At 66.7% G+C, this 14,986-nt stretch carries 13 protein-coding genes; 6 read left to right on the top strand and 7 right to left on the bottom strand.

Going from position 1 to position 14,986, the window contains the following annotated elements:
- Positions 1 to 64 precede the first annotated feature (64 nt).
- Positions 65 to 373, bottom strand: coding sequence for a GNAT family N-acetyltransferase (locus tag FM104_RS11995; RefSeq protein WP_087132477.1), 309 nt, complete (start codon positions 371 to 373; stop codon positions 65 to 67).
- Between the two features lie 337 nt (positions 374 to 710).
- Between FM104_RS11995 and FM104_RS12000 the strand changes: the two genes are divergently transcribed.
- Together FM104_RS12000 and FM104_RS12005 are read left to right on the top strand one after the other, a co-directional pair.
- Entirely contained in the window at positions 711 to 1,400 is a 690-nt protein-coding gene (locus tag FM104_RS12000) for a winged helix-turn-helix domain-containing protein (RefSeq protein WP_087132478.1), read from the top strand.
- Between the two features lie 62 nt (positions 1,401 to 1,462).
- The gene (locus FM104_RS12005) at positions 1,463 to 2,416 is read left to right on the top strand and encodes a DNA-3-methyladenine glycosylase family protein (RefSeq protein WP_087132479.1); all 954 of its coding nucleotides are present in this window, start codon (positions 1,463 to 1,465) and stop codon (positions 2,414 to 2,416) included.
- A 23-nt stretch (positions 2,417 to 2,439) separates the two neighbouring features.
- On the opposite strand, the gene FM104_RS12010 is transcribed toward FM104_RS12005, so the two are convergent.
- The 4 genes from FM104_RS12010 to FM104_RS12025 form a co-directional block, all read right to left on the bottom strand.
- Entirely contained in the window at positions 2,440 to 3,195 is a 756-nt protein-coding gene (locus tag FM104_RS12010) for an iron ABC transporter ATP-binding protein (RefSeq protein WP_087132480.1), read from the bottom strand.
- Positions 3,192 to 4,226, bottom strand: a complete 1,035-nt coding sequence (locus FM104_RS12015) for an iron chelate uptake ABC transporter family permease subunit (protein WP_256971646.1) — start codon at positions 4,224 to 4,226, stop codon at positions 3,192 to 3,194. The genes FM104_RS12010 and FM104_RS12015 overlap by 4 nt, the downstream gene beginning before the upstream one ends.
- 83 nt (positions 4,227 to 4,309) lie before the next feature.
- Positions 4,310 to 5,299, bottom strand: coding sequence for an ABC transporter permease (locus tag FM104_RS12020; RefSeq protein ID WP_087132482.1), 990 nt, complete (start codon positions 5,297 to 5,299; stop codon positions 4,310 to 4,312).
- A gap of 52 nt (positions 5,300 to 5,351) precedes the next feature.
- Positions 5,352 to 6,362 carry a siderophore ABC transporter substrate-binding protein gene (locus tag FM104_RS12025; RefSeq protein ID WP_087132483.1) on the bottom strand — a complete coding sequence of 337 codons (1,011 nt, stop codon included), beginning with the start codon at positions 6,360 to 6,362 and terminating at the stop codon, positions 5,352 to 5,354.
- A 99-nt stretch (positions 6,363 to 6,461) separates the two neighbouring features.
- Here FM104_RS12025 and FM104_RS12030 point away from each other — a divergent pair, with 99 nt between their 5' ends.
- Positions 6,462 to 7,235 carry a siderophore-interacting protein gene (locus FM104_RS12030; RefSeq protein WP_087132484.1) on the top strand — a complete coding sequence of 258 codons (774 nt, stop codon included), beginning with the start codon at positions 6,462 to 6,464 and terminating at the stop codon, positions 7,233 to 7,235.
- Positions 7,236 to 7,363: 128 nt separating this feature from the next.
- Here FM104_RS12030 and FM104_RS12035 read toward each other — a convergent pair whose 3' ends face one another.
- Positions 7,364 to 8,824 carry an MFS transporter gene (locus tag FM104_RS12035; protein WP_087132485.1) on the bottom strand — a complete coding sequence of 487 codons (1,461 nt, stop codon included), beginning with the start codon at positions 8,822 to 8,824 and terminating at the stop codon, positions 7,364 to 7,366.
- An 88-nt stretch (positions 8,825 to 8,912) separates the two neighbouring features.
- Positions 8,913 to 10,247, bottom strand: a complete 1,335-nt coding sequence (locus tag FM104_RS12040; protein WP_256971640.1) for a M20/M25/M40 family metallo-hydrolase — start codon at positions 10,245 to 10,247, stop codon at positions 8,913 to 8,915.
- A gap of 153 nt (positions 10,248 to 10,400) precedes the next feature.
- On the opposite strand from FM104_RS12040, the gene FM104_RS12045 reads away from it, so the two are divergent.
- Genes FM104_RS12045 through FM104_RS12055 form a run of 3 tightly spaced genes read left to right on the top strand, consistent with a single transcriptional unit; the run spans position 10,401 to position 14,922 of the window.
- The gene (locus tag FM104_RS12045; protein ID WP_087132487.1) at positions 10,401 to 11,864 is read left to right on the top strand and encodes a GH1 family beta-glucosidase; all 1,464 of its coding nucleotides are present in this window, start codon (positions 10,401 to 10,403) and stop codon (positions 11,862 to 11,864) included.
- Positions 11,861 to 13,084, top strand: a complete 1,224-nt coding sequence (locus tag FM104_RS12050; RefSeq protein WP_087132488.1) for an MFS transporter — start codon at positions 11,861 to 11,863, stop codon at positions 13,082 to 13,084. The genes FM104_RS12045 and FM104_RS12050 overlap by 4 nt, the downstream gene beginning before the upstream one ends.
- A gap of 29 nt (positions 13,085 to 13,113) precedes the next feature.
- A complete protein-coding gene (locus tag FM104_RS12055; protein WP_087132489.1) occupies positions 13,114 to 14,922 on the top strand; it encodes a sulfatase in 1,809 nt (602 codons plus the stop codon).
- Positions 14,923 to 14,986: the final 64 nt, after the last annotated feature.

Raw genomic sequence — 14,986 nt, forward strand, 5'->3', positions numbered from 1 at the left:
CCAGGCGTGCCGCGAACCCTGCTGTCGGGCAGGGTCCATCCACCCGCTGCGACAGCGGCGGCCCTCACCTCACGCGCAGCAGGCCCTGCTTCTCGGGGTGGGCGTCGAACCATTCCGCGACGTACCAGCAGACCGGATCCACCAGGCGACCGCCCATAGCCTCGATCTCGGCGACCGCACCCTCGACGACCATCGCCGCATACCCATGACCGCGGAAAGTCGGGATGGTGAAAGCACGGGTCAATGCCACCGTGCGGCCATCGTCGCGGTAGTCGAGCACGCTCACCAGTACGCCGTCGCGCGTGAGTGTGTAGCGCGCGGCATCCTTCTCATCAGTTAGCACGAAATCAGCGGATTCAGCAGGAGATGTCACACGCCCAGGTTACGTCGTGTGACAGACGCCGGATCGACACGTTTTGACACCGGGCGATATTTTCCGTCATAATCCCCCCATGACCACCAACGCACACCCTTTGTCCGCCCAGGAGGCGAACGGGAGTGCCGGCATGATGATGGCCGGCAGCGTTGGCATGTGTTGCCGAATGTGTTGCTAAGGCGCAACAGCCCTCTTTGACTCGTCTTTCCGCTATCTGCGGAGTCTGAGTCCTGAGCACCACACCCGCGTGCTCCATTTTTCCGGCTCCGCCGGTCAATCGCGCTTTGCACTCTGAGCTCATTCGGCTCACGCATCCTCAAAGGAATTCATCATCATGTCGAATACCGCACTCCTCGAACGTCCGGTCACCGCCCCTGTTCGCGTCATCTCACGCCAGGACGCCGCCGCCGATCTTCCCTCCGTCCGCTCCCCCCGCGGCTTCGCCCTCTACGTCGGTCTCGACGAGATCAAGGCCGCTGAAGCCGGTGTGAGCCTGCCCCTTCTCGTCGACGCTCTGCGCCGCACGATCGCCGAACTCGCCCCCGGCGCCGAGACTCACGCCACAGTGGCGCTCGCGCCGCAGGCATCCGGTGGCCGCGACCTCGATGTCGTGCGTCTCGCGCTGCATGAGCCCGGGGCGATCGCCCGCGCCACGGCATCCGCTGACAACGAGAAGGACGAGGAATCCGGCGTCGTCGTCGACATCTCCCGCAAGCGGGTGCTACTCGACGGCGAGTCCGCCGCCTTCACCTACAAGGAGTTCGAGCTGCTCCAGTACCTGGTGCTGCGCGAAGGCCGCACGATCGAGCGCAGCGAGCTTGTCTCGGCGCTGTGGCAGGCATCGTCTGACGAAGAGGCTCCCGGTGAGCGCACGATCGATGTGCACGTGCGTCGTCTGCGCGCCAAACTCGGTCGCTATGAGGACATCGTCCGCACGGTGCGCGGCGTCGGCTACCGCTTCGATCGTCATGCCGATGTCGCCATCCGCTACGGCCACGGCACCCCCTCGCCCGACCGCTTCTGATCCGGCGGTCGACCCTGGCAGAGATTGTCGGCGGCCACGCGTAGGGTGATCGCATGGTCGTAATGGCGGATGCTGCGCAGCGGGAGAGCACCGCCGACGGCGCACCGCAGGAGAGCCGATATCGCCCCGCGCATCCCGTCGACCTCATGCGGACGGTCGGCATGCTGCGCCGCGGTCACACCGATCCGACGATGGTCATCGACGGCTCCCGACTGTGGCTGGCGATGCGGACGGATGCGGGTCTCGCCACGCTCTGCCTGCGCGCCGATGCGGACGGCATCCTCGCGATCGCCTGGGGTCCTGGTGCTGGCGATGCGCTCGACAGCGTGCCGCGGCTCTGCGGTGCGGATGATGACACGGATGGCTTCGACGTGTCGCAGCATCCGCAACTCGCGGAGGTGGCGCGACGACACCCCGGCATCCGGATGACGCGCACCGATCGCATCTTCAACGCCCTGGCATGCGCGATCCTCGAGCAGAAGGTCACCGGCATGCAGGCGTTCGGCGCCTGGCGCTACCTCGTCACCCGCTACGGCGAGCGCGCGCCCGGCCCCACCCCGAGGCCGATGTTCGCGGCGCCCCCGCATGAGACGTGGCGCACAATACCGTCCTGGGCGTGGCATCGGGCCGGTGTCGAACCTCCGCAATCGCGCACTCTCGTTCGGGCCGCGATGCGCGGAGCGAGTATCGAACGGGCACTGCGCTCGGCAGCATCCGATGGCGAGAGCCGCGACCGGGTACTGACCAGCCTGCCCGGAATCGGCGTGTGGACGTCGGCCGAGACGCGCATGCGCGCGCTCGGCGACCCGGATGCCGTCAGCGTCGGCGACTACCATCTCGCCCATGAGGTCGGCTTCGCGTTGACCGGCAGCCGCACCGATGACGACGGGATGCTCGAGCTGCTCGCCCCGTGGTCCGGTCACCGACAGCGCATCATCCGCCTGATCTTCGCCTCGGGTGCACGCGAACCGCGGCGCGGCGCACGAATGGCGCCGGAAGATCATCGCCGTCGGTAGACCGTCAGGGGCCAACCGCCCGCTCAGTAGTAGACGGCGAGAGGGCCATGCGGGCCCGCGATCACCTGCACCGGCGTCTCGAAGATGCGGGTGAGCACAGCATCCGTCATGATCTCCTCGGGCGAACCGAACTCGACGACGCGGCCGTCTTTCATCGCGCAGATGCGGTCGGCGTAGTGCCCGGCGAAGTTGATGTCGTGCAGCACGATGACGATGGTGCGGCCCAGTTCATCAGCGGCGCGGCGCAGCTGCGCCATCATCGTCACCGCGTGCTTCATGTCGAGGTTGTTCAGCGGCTCATCCAGCAGCACCACCTCGGTGTCCTGGGCGAGCACCATCGCGACATAGGCGCGCTGGCGCTGACCACCCGAGAGCTCGTCGAGGTAGCGGCCTTCCAGCGCCCCCAGGTCGAGAAAGTCGATCGCGCGGCTGATGACCTCCTCATCCGCCCGGTTCAGGCGCCCTTTTGTGTGCGGGAACCGCCCGAACCCGACCAACTGGCGCACGGTGAGCCGGGTGATGAAGTGGTTCTCCTGCCTCAGCACCGAGACGATCTTCGCCAGATCTGCCGATTTCGTCTTGGCGACGTCGTAGCCGGCGATCTCGATCGCTCCGGCATCCATCCCCATCAACCGACCGACCATGGTCAGCAGCGTCGATTTGCCGGCGCCGTTCGGTCCGATCAACGCCGTGATCCCGCCAGCGGGAATGATCAGGTCGACTGGCCCGATCGCGACCTCGCTGCTGTACTCGCGGCGAACCCCTTCGATGGTGATCACAGCCGCCCCTTTCTGAGGATGACGAAAAGAAAGACGACGCCGCCGACCAGTTCGATGATGATCGAGACGACGCCCTCGGCGTAGAAGAAGTTGCGCATCACGAAGTAGGCGCCCGCGATGATGGTGAACGCGGTGAGCACGGCGACGGGCAGCACAAGCCGGTGATCGTGCGAGTCGGCGAATTGATAGGCCAGCGTCGCGACGAGGAAGCCGAGGAACGTCATCGGCCCGACGAGAGCCGTCGACGTGGCCATCAGCACCGCGACCAGGAACAGCACGATCATCAGCTCACGCCGGTGGTTGACTCCCAATGAGTTCGCGGTATCGGCGCCGAATGCCATGACATTGAGCCGCCTGGCACGCATCCACAGCAGAGCGGATGCCACCAGGCACAGCGGTATCGCCAGCGGAAGGTACTGGGCGTCGGCGTTGGAGATGTTGCCGAACAGTCGCGCCGCGAGCACATCGAACTCGCTCGGGGTGAGCAGTCGCTGCATGAAAGTGGCGATCGCACCGAGTCCGCCGCCGATGATGATGCCGATCAGCAGCATGACCTGCAGGTTGGCGTAGCGTCCGGTCAGCAGCCAGCCGTACAGCAGCATCGCAAGGGCGACCATGATCGCGATCTGCAGCCCGAACTGCCACAGCCCTTGGAAGGCGACCAGTCCGGCGATGCCGAACAGGTACACCGAAGAGGTCTGCACCGCGCGGTACAGCGACTCGAAGCCCATGATCGACGGGGTGATGATGCGGTTGGTCGTCACCGTCTGAAAGCTGACTGTCGCGACGGCCTGACAGAGGGCGACGATCAGCATCACCGTCACGTTCGTGAAGCGCAGTTCGGCGATGCGCCAGAACCCATCGGTGCCGAACGGCATCGGGTTGCCCCAAGCCAGCAGGCCGACGCCGAAGCTCACCGAGAGCAGAATCAGCACGGTGAGCACGATCACGTAGCGGCGGCGCTGCGCGGGGGACGAGAATGCTCCACCGCTGCGCGATGCGCCGCGCCGCGTCGGCTCGCCGCGCGGCATCCTCCCCGCACCGGCCATCCGCTTGACGACGCTGACTCGCTCGACCACCGGCATCCGCTCTCTTCTAAACATCCGCCACCGCCCTAACCACGACGACGCTGCTTCAGCAGGAGGAGCACGAAGACCACCGCGCCGACGACACCCAGAATCAGCGAGACGGGCACCTCGAACGGCATGATGATGGTGCGCCCGATGAGGTCGCAGACCGTGACGATCGCGATGCCGAGCAGGCACACCCACGGCAGGTTGCTGCGCAGGTCATCGCCGCGCACCATCGAGACGATGTTGGGCACGATGAGTCCGAGGAATGGCAGATTTCCGACGATCACGGTGACCACGCCTGTGACCACGGCGATGAGCACGGTGCCGAGCAGGATCACCCGGTTGTAGTTCAGACCGACGTTGGTGGCGATCTCCTCTCCGAGGCCGGCGACGGTGAGCCGATCGGCGACGATGAAGACGATCACCCCCACGATGGCGACGATCCACAACATCTCGTACTGGCCGCGCAGCACCGACGTGAAGCTGCCCGCGAACCAGACTCCCAGGCTCTGCAACGTATCGGTCGAAAGGGCGACGTAGGTGGAGATCGCGCCCACCACTGCGCCCAGCATGATGCCCACGATCGGCACGATGAGCGAGGAGCGAAGTGAGACACGGCGCAGAAAGAGGAAGAACACCATCGTGCCGATGAACGCGGCGACGACCGCGCCGGTCATGCGCATCGGGATCGATGGGTGCGGCACCAGGATCATCACCGCTAGCATGCCGAGGCCCGCCCATTCGGTGGTGCCCGTCGTCGTCGGTTCGACGAATCGGTTCTGGGTGAGCAGCTGCATCACCAGGCCCGCCATCGCCATGGCGGCACCCGCGAGCACGAGGGCGACGGTGCGCGGAACCCGAGTGATCTGGAACATCTCGGCGCCGTCCGGGGCACCGGCGATGTCGTAGACCCCGGTGAACAGCGAGGCGACGAGCAGGGCCGCGACGACAAGGATGCCGATCAGCAGCTTGACGTCGAAGAGCCGCCCGGCGGTGGCGCGGGGCGGCGTGGCAGTCAGTGTGGCTGTCATGACAGTGCGGGCGGCGGCAGCATCCGGTGCGGGATGCTGCCGCCGGGGCGCATCAGTTCTTCGCGGCGTTCTCCGTCGACTCCTCGAGCGCGTCGGCGAAGTCGTTCAGGAAGGTCGTGTACGTCTGGATGCCCTCGTTCAGGTAGGTGTCGGTGGGCATGTACACGATCTGGTTGTTCTTGACGGCGGTGACTGATGCCAGCGCTTCTGAGCCCTCGAGGATCTCGGCGGCCTGCACATAAGTGGGATCGTCTGCGGCGAAGACGGCGTCGCGGTCCATGACGAGGATCCAGCTCGGGTTCGACGTGGCGATCGCCTCGACCGAGATGTCATCGCCCTGGTGGTCATCGGTCGCGCCCTCGACTTCTAGCGCCGGAGCGAGCCCCAGCAGGTCGAAGATCGGGCCGAGCGCACGGCCGACACCCGGCGCGACATAGCCGATCTGACCCCCAGACGTGGTCACAGCCATCACTGTGTCCGCATCGCGATACGACTTCTTCGCACGCTCGACGGCGGCGTCGAAGTCGGAGGCCAGCTGCTTCGCCTCGGTCTGCTTGCCGAAGATCTCACCGAGAACGGTGACCTGGCGCTTGAGTTCCTGGTCGAGCGGCTCACCTTCGCGAGGGTCCAGGGCGAGCACGGTCGCGTCGGGAACAAGCTTCGTGAAGTCCTCGTGGTATTGCGTGAACCGCTGGCCGTTGATGATCAGGTCGGGATCTGCAGCGACAACCGCTTCGAGGTCGGGTTCGCGATGCGAGCCGAGGTCGATGAGGCCCTTGTCATTCACGTAGTTCACTGTTGCTGGCATCAGTGAGACAGCCGCTGCGCTGAGTTCGATCCCCCAGTCGGAGAGCGTCTGGAAGGTGCGGTTGTCGGTGGCGACGACGGATGCTGGCGGAGTCGCGATCTCGTGCGTGCCGTTGTTGTCCTCGATCGTCACGGTGCTGGTGGCCGGGGCGACGCCCTGCTCGGGTTCGGCCGCGGCCGAGCCGGCGCAGCCGGCAAGCGCCAGGAGAGAAACAAGACCAAGGCTGGTCCCGGCGAGGATGCGGGGCACGGACATAGGGGGGAACTCCCGTTCTGTTCGGAGATGCGCGAATGCGCCGAGTGAGGCCGAGTTAGGGCGACCTATCCTCGACCGAAATTAGGTTAGCCTTACTTCATGAGCAATGTGAAATCGGGTTTCGTCATGGAGCGTCGCAGCCTCGATCTGCGCTTTCGGTCGGTGCGGTTGAGCGCCAGGGAGTGGCTCGCGCCTGCCTACGTGCGGGTGCGGCTCAGCGGTGCAGATCTCGCCGGCTTCGACTCGCTGGGCTCCGACGACCACATGCGCCTGTTCTTTCCCGAGGGCGATGCGGCTCCGGCCTCGGTCGAAGAGATGCGCGCGTGGCCGAGCCGTGAGTACACGCCGCTGGCCTGGGGCGAGGACTGGCTCGATGTCGAGTTCGCTGTGCATGGCGATGATGGCCCAGGCGCGCGCTGGGCAGCATCCGCACCCCTTGGATCGATCGTCGGCGTCGGCGGGCCGCGCGGATCAGCCGTGATCGTGGGTGACCCCGGTTCGTGGATGCTGGTGGGCGACGAGACGGCGATTCCTGCCATCCGTCGCTTCGCCGCGATGATTCCGGCCGGGGTGCCCGCGCGGATCGTCATCGAGGTCGCCACGGCGGCCGATGAGGTCGAGATCGATGCGCCTGTCGCGGTGCAATGGCTGCATCGGGGTGAAGCCGCGGCCGGCTCGGCGCTGATCGCGTTCCTGGAAGGACTCGGCGAAGCGGATGCTGTCGGCCCGGACCCGTTCTGCTTCATCGCCGCCGAGCAGCAGATCGTGAAGCCCGGCCGCGCACTGCTCGCGCGCTGGGGTGTCGACGTCTCGCAAGCCGTGGTCAAGGGCTACTGGAAGCGCGGCGAGCTGGAGTATCACGCGCCGCACTGATCTGTGAGCTCGCCGAGTGCACGGCATCCCGCCGAGTCCACGGGAACGCGGCGTCGATAAGCCGTGCACTCGACGGCATCCGGTGCGCTCGGCGTCAAGCGGCGCGGCAGGGCGCGGCGCAGCGCGCGTCAGTTGATCGCGGCGGGGGTTTCGTCGAGCACGCGATCGGTGAATGCCTGCTTGGGTACAAAAGTGAGCAGCACCGCGGCGGCGAGCGCCGTGGCGCCGCACACGATCCACACGGTCAGGTAGCCGGTGAATGACCCCGCGGTGCCCTCGACGCCGCCCGCCGTTCCGACGACGCCGTTGAGCAGTGCGATGCCGAATACGCACGAGGCGATGGCGCCGCCGACAGTCTTCACCGAGTTCGTCAGACCGGTCGCGACGCCCGTCTGCGTCGATGGGGCGGCGGATGCTGCGGCCGCAGGCAGCGCCGCCACCAGCGCACCGGAACCGAGCCCGACGATCACCATGTTCGAGATCAGCTGCAGATAGCTGTCATGGAACGGCAGGAACAGCAGGAATCCGATGCCGACGAGGGTCGATGCCCCCATCAGCGTGAGACGCGGCGTCGTGGCCCGTGCGATCGGCGAGAACAGCAGTGCGCCCGTGATCATCGCGATCAGGTAGATGCCGATGATGAGCGAGGTCGCGAATCCAGTCGTGCCGAGGCCGTAGCCGTAGACCTCCGGATCGGTGCGAGCGAATGTCGACAGCGGCGCCTGCGCACCGAGCACGCTGACGCCGAAGAGCCCCGCGGTGAGGAACACCGGCCCGAGGGCGGGCGAGCGGAACATCCGCACATCGATCAGCGGGTCGTCGTGGCGCAGTTCCCACAGCACGAACGGAATGACCAGCAGGATGCCGAGCAGCACCACTCCCCAGGACCAGAAGCTGGTGAGCCCGCCGGGCAGGCGCAGCAGGCTGAGCCCGCCGGTGAACGCGATGAGGGCGATCGAGATGAGCACGAGGCCGACGGTATCGAGTGCGCCGCCCGTGGTCTCTGGCGACTCCTTGACGCCGAAGAGGATGACGAAGAAGCTCACGATCACCAGCAGCCCCGGGATGAGCAGCACGATCGTCAGCGGCAGCACATCGATGAGCGCACCGCCGACGAGCGCGCCGCTGATCGCGCCGGCTTCGAGCGCGGCCACCAGCAGACCGGCGGCCCGCGCGGTGAGGATCGAACGCCCCTCCATCTTGCGCGAGCGCGACCAGATGAGAGCGATCTCCAGCGGCAGCCACACCACATAGAACCCCATCAGCGCCCAGCCGATGAGAAACACGACGAACGAATCGGTGAACGGCAGGATGAGTGCGGCGACGGCGGTGATCGCTGTTGAGACGAGCAGCATCCGCTTGTGCCCGATCATGTCGCCCAGCTTCGCGAACGCCGGCACGACGAGCGCCGACAACATGAGCTGCGTACCTTCGAGCCAGTTGACGTCGGCGTCGTGGATGCCGAGATGCCGGGCGATATCGGTGAGCATCGGCGTGTAGTAGCCCTGCAGCACACCGCTGGTGAACTCCACGAACGCGAGGAATCCGACGACGGAGGCGAGCATGCCGAGCGTCACAGAGCGCGTCATCGCGCCTCTCTTTCAGAAGTCGTCCCGGGCCCTTCGACAGGCTCAGGGACCCAGGCGGGCTCAGGGACCCAGGCAAGCTCGGGTGTGATCACTGTAGCCGCTGGAGAAGCTCGCGGTGGAACCTCTCGCCGCGCTCCAGAGCTGCGATCTCGACGTTCTCGTCGACGCCGTGAATCGACGCGCGCTGCGCATTGGACATCTCCAGCGGCGCGAAGCGGTACACCGCCGGGGAGAAGCGGTGGAAGTGCCGCGAATCGGTGGCGGCCATCATCACGTAGGGCACGGCCGGTGCATCCGGATGCGAGGTGCGAAGCGCGTCGGCGATGAGCGCGAACTGCGCGTTGCCGGTCGAAGATTCCGGTGACGGTTCGCTGCCCTCCAGCACCTCGATCGCCACCTCCGGGTCGGCGATGCGGTCGCGGACCTGCATCACGGTGCGGTCAACGGTCTCCCCCAGCGCGATGCGCAGATTGACGGTGGCCGCGGCCTGCGAGGGCAGAACGTTCGTCGCCGTTCCGCCGGATTGCATCGTGACGGCGACAGTGGTGCGCACGAGGGCAGCGGGTTCTCCGCCGAGGGCGGCGAAGAGGCGCGCGGTGAGAAACGGCACCGCACCGAGCACGCGGAGCAGGTATCGAGCGGGGCCCGGGGTCTGACTCGCGAGCTGCGACAGCATCCGCGACACTGCACGGGGCGTGCGCGCACGGAACGCCCCCGGGGTCAGCCGGGTGCTGGCGCGCGCGATGCGCCCGACGGTCGTGAGCGCGGGCGGTGCGGATGCGTGACCTCCGTCGCCGCGCGCAGAGAGACGGATGCTGAGCACCCCCTTCTCCCCCACCCCGACCATTGCCGATCGACCGGGCACGAACGGCAGCGGCGAATCGACGACGGCCCCACCTTCATCGATGACGATCCACGGCGTGATTCCGCGCTCCTGAAAGGATGCGCTGATCGCCTGGGCAGCCATGCCGAACGTCTCCTCATTGCCGCCGAAGGAGAGATAGACGTCACGTGCAGGGGTGAAGCCATCGGCGAGCAGATTCTCGACAGCTTCGAGAATGACGATCAGCGGCCCCTTGTCATCGAGGGCGCCGCGCCCGTAGACGCGTCCATCGGCGATCCGCCCCTCGAACGGCGGATACGTCCACCCGTCGGATTCGTCGACCGGCACCACGTCGTAGTGCGCCATCAGCACCGCCGGTGCGTCATCTGTGCTGCCCGCACCCCGCCAGTGGAAGAGCAGACCGTAGTCGGTGTGGCGCTCCAGCGTCAGGTGCGCGTGCACGAGCGGGTACTGCTCGGCAATGAGACGCTCGAACGCCGCGAACGGCTCGTGTCCGCGCTGCTCGAGCTCGGCCGACACGGTGGGCAGTTGGATCATCTGCGAGAGTCGTTCGGCGATGCCGGGGCGGATCGTGGCCATGGCGCCCAGCCTATGCTTATGCGCCATGTTGCAGTATTCGCGCCGCGGCACGATACTTGAGCAACTGAGACAGATGACCCACTTGGTGGGGCATGCCCCCTGCGGGCGACCACGGTCGAACCGGCGAAGACGCCGGAGAAGAGAGCTGCGACGATGCCGAGCACCCCGAACCCCCTTACCCTCGCCGCCCGCTTGACGCCCGGGTTCCAAATGGGAGCTGCGACCGCAGCCGCGCAGATCGAGGGCGGCTCCCATGAGGGCGGCCGGACAGACAGCATCTGGGACGCGTGGTCTCGCGTACCGGGCAATATCGCCGACCGCAGCGACACCTCTGTCACCGCAGACCACTTCCACCGCTATCGCGAAGATGTCGCACTCATGCGCGAACTCGGCCTCGATGCCTACCGGTTCTCGTTCTCGTGGACGCGCCTGCAACCGGGCGGCGCGGGAGCGATCAGCGCCGCTGGCGCCGAATTCTACGATCGTCTTCTCGACGAGCTGCTCGAGGCGAACATCTCACCGATGGCGACGCTGTTCCACTGGGATCTTCCGGTCGAGTACACGCACGGCTGGCTCGATCGCGACACCGCCCAGCGCTTCGGCGAGTTCGCCGGCCTTGTCGGCGAGCGCTTCGGCGACCGCATCGACAAGTGGGTGACCTTGAACGAACCGGCCACCGTCACACTCAACGGCTATGCGCTCGGCCTGCATGCCCCCGGGCAGTCGCTGCTCTTCGATGCCCTGCCCACCGTGCACCACCAGCTGCTCGGCCACGGGCTCGCCACTCAGGCGCTGCGCGCGGCGGGCGTGCGCGGCGGGATCGGCATCACGAACACGCACACACCGGTGATCCCCGCCTCGGATGCCCCCGAAGACCACCTGATGGCGGCGCTGTTCGACGTCGTGCACAACCGCGTCTTCGCCGATCCGGTGCTGCTCGGGCACTACCCGCAGGTGCCAGACGAGCTCGCCGACCTGTTCGGCGCCTTCTCTGCCGTCGACGAAGCCGACCTTGCGACCATCCACCAGCCGCTCGACTTCTACGGCCTGAACTACTACATGCCCTCACTCATCGGCGCGGGCGCCGGCGATGGCGAGAGTCCAGACGGCACCAGCGAGGCGATGACGGCGCTGCCATTCCATCTGAAGGAACTCGACGGTTACCCGCAGACCGCATTCGGCTGGCCGATCGCCCCCGAGTACTTCGCCACCGCGATGGGCGAGATGCGGGAGCGCTATGGCGAGGTCCTGCCGCCCGTGTACATCACCGAGAACGGGGCGAGCTTCACCGACGAGGTGGCGGCCGACGGCTCTGTCGACGACCCCCAGCGCATCGCGTACGTGCACGACCACCTGTCGGCGATTCTCGATGCCACCTCCCCTGGCGGAGTGGCCGAAGGCATCGACCTGCGCGGCTACTTCGTCTGGTCGTTGATGGACAACTGGGAGTGGGCGGCGGGATTCCAGCAGCGGTTCGGGCTCGTGCACATCGACTTCGACTCGCTGGTGCGCACACCGAAGGCCTCATACCGCTGGCTGCAGCAGGTGCTCGCCGCACGTCCCGCTGCGCCGACGCTCGGGCAAGAAGCCGCATCCGGGCAAGAAGCCGCACAATGAGCATCGTCGCGGATGCTGAGCAGGACACCACCCCTCAGCATCCGGTCTCCGTCGCATGGCTCTTCGGCTTCGCCCTGGCGTGGTTCGGCTTCTGGCTGGTGGTGATGCTGCCCGGCCAGTTCATGGTCGTGAAGCTGTCGAGCGTCATCGCGCCACTCGAGAAGGTGGCCGTCGGCTCGTTCCTCATCGCCGAGATGGCCGTGGTGATTCTGGTCGCCGTGCCGCTCATCGGCACGCTCTGCGACCGCACCAACCCCCGCTTCGGCCGCCGGCGCACCTGGGCGCTGGGCGGGTTCGTCGTCGCCACTGTGCCGTTCGCGGTGATCGGCACGCAGACCTCGTTCCCCGTCGTGGCGGTACTGCTCGGCGTGGTCGCGCTCGGCGAAGCGACGGTGCTGGTCTCGCTGTCGGCGATGATCGCCGATCAGGTGCCGCAGCGTCAGCGCGGGCGCGCATCGGCGGCGGCCGGTGTGCCGCAGGTCATCGCGCTAGCTGCCGGGATGGTGCTCGTGACGATGCTCGTCACCGACATCGCGCAGAGCTGGTTGCTGATCGGTGTGCTCGCCCTCGCAGCACCGCTCCCCTTCCTGCTGCTGATGAAGGAGCCGCAGCTTCCGCTGGTCGAAGACCGCCCAGCCGTCATTCGAATCCCGCTGACGTCGGGCGCATACCGGGACTACTACTGGGGAATGCTGTCACGGGTGCTGGTCAACGCAGGCAACCTCGTCGGCACTACCTATCTGCTGTTCTTCCTGTCCGACGTGCTGCTGATCGAAGATGCTGATGGTGCGCTGACGATCCTCATCCTCATCTACCTCGCCGGGTGCGGCATCGCCTCCTGGCTCGGCGGCGTGCTGTCGGATAAGACCCGCAACAGACGCGTGCTCGTCGCGGTCTCGGCTGGCCTGCAGGCAGCATCCGCTCTGCTGCTGGCATTCTCGCCGACCTGGACGAGCGCGATCATCGCGGCCGTGCTGCTGGGGATCGGATACGGCATCTTCCTCTCCGTCGACCAGGCGCTGATGACGGACCTGCTGCCGAACCCCACCACGCGTGCTCGCGACCTCGGCATCCTCAATTCGGCGCAGCACCTGCCGATCGCCCCGCTGCTGGGCTGGCTGGTGCTGAGCTTCGCGGGGTACAGCGAGCTCTATGCCGTTGCCGCCGTGATCATGGCGATCGGCGGCGTGGTGGTCTTCCGCATCCGCTCCGTGCGCTGACCCGCACAACCACTGCTGAAGGAGAAATAGTGAAGGCCATCGTGGTCCTGTTCGACACCCTCAACCGTCGTTTCCTGCCGCCGTACGGCGCGGAGGGCATCCATGCGCCCAACTTCGACCGCCTGGCCGATCGCACCGTGCGCTTTGATAACTGCTACGGCGGCAGCATGCCGTGCATGCCGGCACGGCGCGAGATGCACACCGGACGATACAACTTCTTGCATCGCAGTTGGGGGCCGCTCGAGCCGTTCGATGACTCGGTGCCGGAGATGCTCGGCGAGGCCGGTGTCTACACGCACCTGGTTACCGATCACCAGCACTACTGGCTCGACGGCGGCGCGACCTATCATCCGCGCTTTCGCACCTTCGAGTTCTTCCGCGGGCAGGAGGGCGATGAGTGGAAGGGGCAGGTCGCCGATCCCGATATGAGCGACATCGCCCCCTATTCGAGCAACCATCAGCTGCGGCGACAGGATGCCGTGAACCGGCAGTACCTGACCGACGAGAGCGAGCATCCGCAGACGAAGACCTTCGACGCCGGGCTGCACTTCATCGACGTCAACAAGGACGAAGACGAGTGGATGCTGCAGATCGAGACCTTCGATCCGCACGAGCCCTTCTTCAGCTATGACAAGTACCACGCGCTCTATCGGGGCAGCGCGGATGGTGAGGATGCGTGGACGGGCCCGGAGTACGACTGGCCGGACTACAAGCGCGTGGATGAGTCGCCGGCGCAGCTGCAGCATCTGCGTGATCGCTATTCGGCGCTGCTGTCGATGTGCGACGACTCGCTGGGTCGGGTGCTGGATGCCATGGACGAGCACGACATGTGGGACGACACGATGCTCATCGTCTGCACCGACCACGGTCTGCTGCTGGGCGAGCACGAGTGGCTGGGCAAGAACGTGCCGCCGTTCTTCGACGAGACGATCCACACGCCGCTGTTCGTCTGGGATCCTCGGGTGCAGCGCGCCGGCGAGCACTCCGATGCGCTCGTGCAGACGATCGATTTCGGGCCGACGCTGCTCGATCTGTTCGGGGTCGACCTCACGGCGGATATGCAGGGCCGTCCGCTGCGCGAGGCGTTCGGGACGGAGCTGATTCGCGAGGGTGCGCTGTTCGGCGTCCACGGCGGGCACGCGAACGTCACCGACGGCAGATACGTCTATATGCGCTCGTGCGTGACGCCTGACAACCAGCCTCTGACCGAGTACACCCTCATGCCGACGCACATGCGCGGGCGCTTCGGCGCCGACGTGCTCGTGCACGCCGAGCTCGTGCCGCCGCTGCCGTTCAGCAAGGAGATGCCAGTGCTGCGGGTGCCTGCGTTGGCGCCGACGAACCCGGTTGCCTTCGGCTCGATGCTGTTCGACCTCGAGACCGATCCGGGCCAGGCACGATCGCTGGTCGACGATGAGCTCGAAATGCGGATGGCGTCGCTGCTGGTGCGGCTGATGCGAGAGAATGATGCGCCGTCGGAGCAGTACGTGCGGCTCGGTCTGCCCGAGTCGGGGCCGGTGGGCGCGGAGCATCTCGTACTCGGAAGAGCGGATGCTGGCGGAGCCGGCGCTGCGGGCGCGCCCGGTGCCGCCGACGCCGCAGTCTCCGCCGAGGAGTTCGCCGGAACGACGATCGCCACCCGCACCGTGCGCGAACTGCTGGATGATCCGGCAGCGCGTGAGGTGCTGCGCGCGGTGCTCGGCCCGATGGTCGATGGGCCGCTGCCTGCCGAGGCCTATGACATGACACTCGTGGACATCGCAACCGTCACAGTCGGCATGGTGCCCGTCGAGGCGCTGCGCGCGGTGTCGGCGATGCTCGAGGAGTCGCGCGCCTGAGTCTGCCTATGCGAGTGGCCCTTCGACAGGCTCAGGGACCCAGCGCACGAACGGCCCTTCGGCA

Source organism: Microbacterium esteraromaticum (genome assembly GCF_900163815.1).
Classification (GTDB): Bacteria; Actinomycetota; Actinomycetes; order Actinomycetales; family Microbacteriaceae; genus Microbacterium; species Microbacterium esteraromaticum_B.

Excerpts from the sequence above, each read along its gene's own strand:
- FM104_RS12000 (WP_087132478.1), top strand. The coding sequence starts at position 711 with ATGTCGAATACCGCACTCCTCGAACGTCCGGTCACCGCCCCTGTTCGC.
- FM104_RS12005 (WP_087132479.1), top strand. The coding sequence starts at position 1,463 with ATGGCGGATGCTGCGCAGCGGGAGAGCACCGCCGACGGCGCACCGCAG.
- FM104_RS12015 (WP_256971646.1), bottom strand. The coding sequence starts at position 4,226 with ATGCCGCGCGGCGAGCCGACGCGGCGCGGCGCATCGCGCAGCGGTGGA.
- FM104_RS12020 (WP_087132482.1), bottom strand. The coding sequence starts at position 5,299 with ATGACAGCCACACTGACTGCCACGCCGCCCCGCGCCACCGCCGGGCGG.
- FM104_RS12025 (WP_087132483.1), bottom strand. The coding sequence starts at position 6,362 with ATGTCCGTGCCCCGCATCCTCGCCGGGACCAGCCTTGGTCTTGTTTCT.
- FM104_RS12030 (WP_087132484.1), top strand. The coding sequence starts at position 6,462 with ATGAGCAATGTGAAATCGGGTTTCGTCATGGAGCGTCGCAGCCTCGAT.
- FM104_RS12035 (WP_087132485.1), bottom strand. The coding sequence starts at position 8,824 with ATGACGCGCTCTGTGACGCTCGGCATGCTCGCCTCCGTCGTCGGATTC.
- FM104_RS12040 (WP_256971640.1), bottom strand. The coding sequence starts at position 10,247 with ATGGCCACGATCCGCCCCGGCATCGCCGAACGACTCTCGCAGATGATC.
- FM104_RS12045 (WP_087132487.1), top strand. The coding sequence starts at position 10,401 with ATGCCGAGCACCCCGAACCCCCTTACCCTCGCCGCCCGCTTGACGCCC.
- FM104_RS12050 (WP_087132488.1), top strand. The coding sequence starts at position 11,861 with ATGAGCATCGTCGCGGATGCTGAGCAGGACACCACCCCTCAGCATCCG.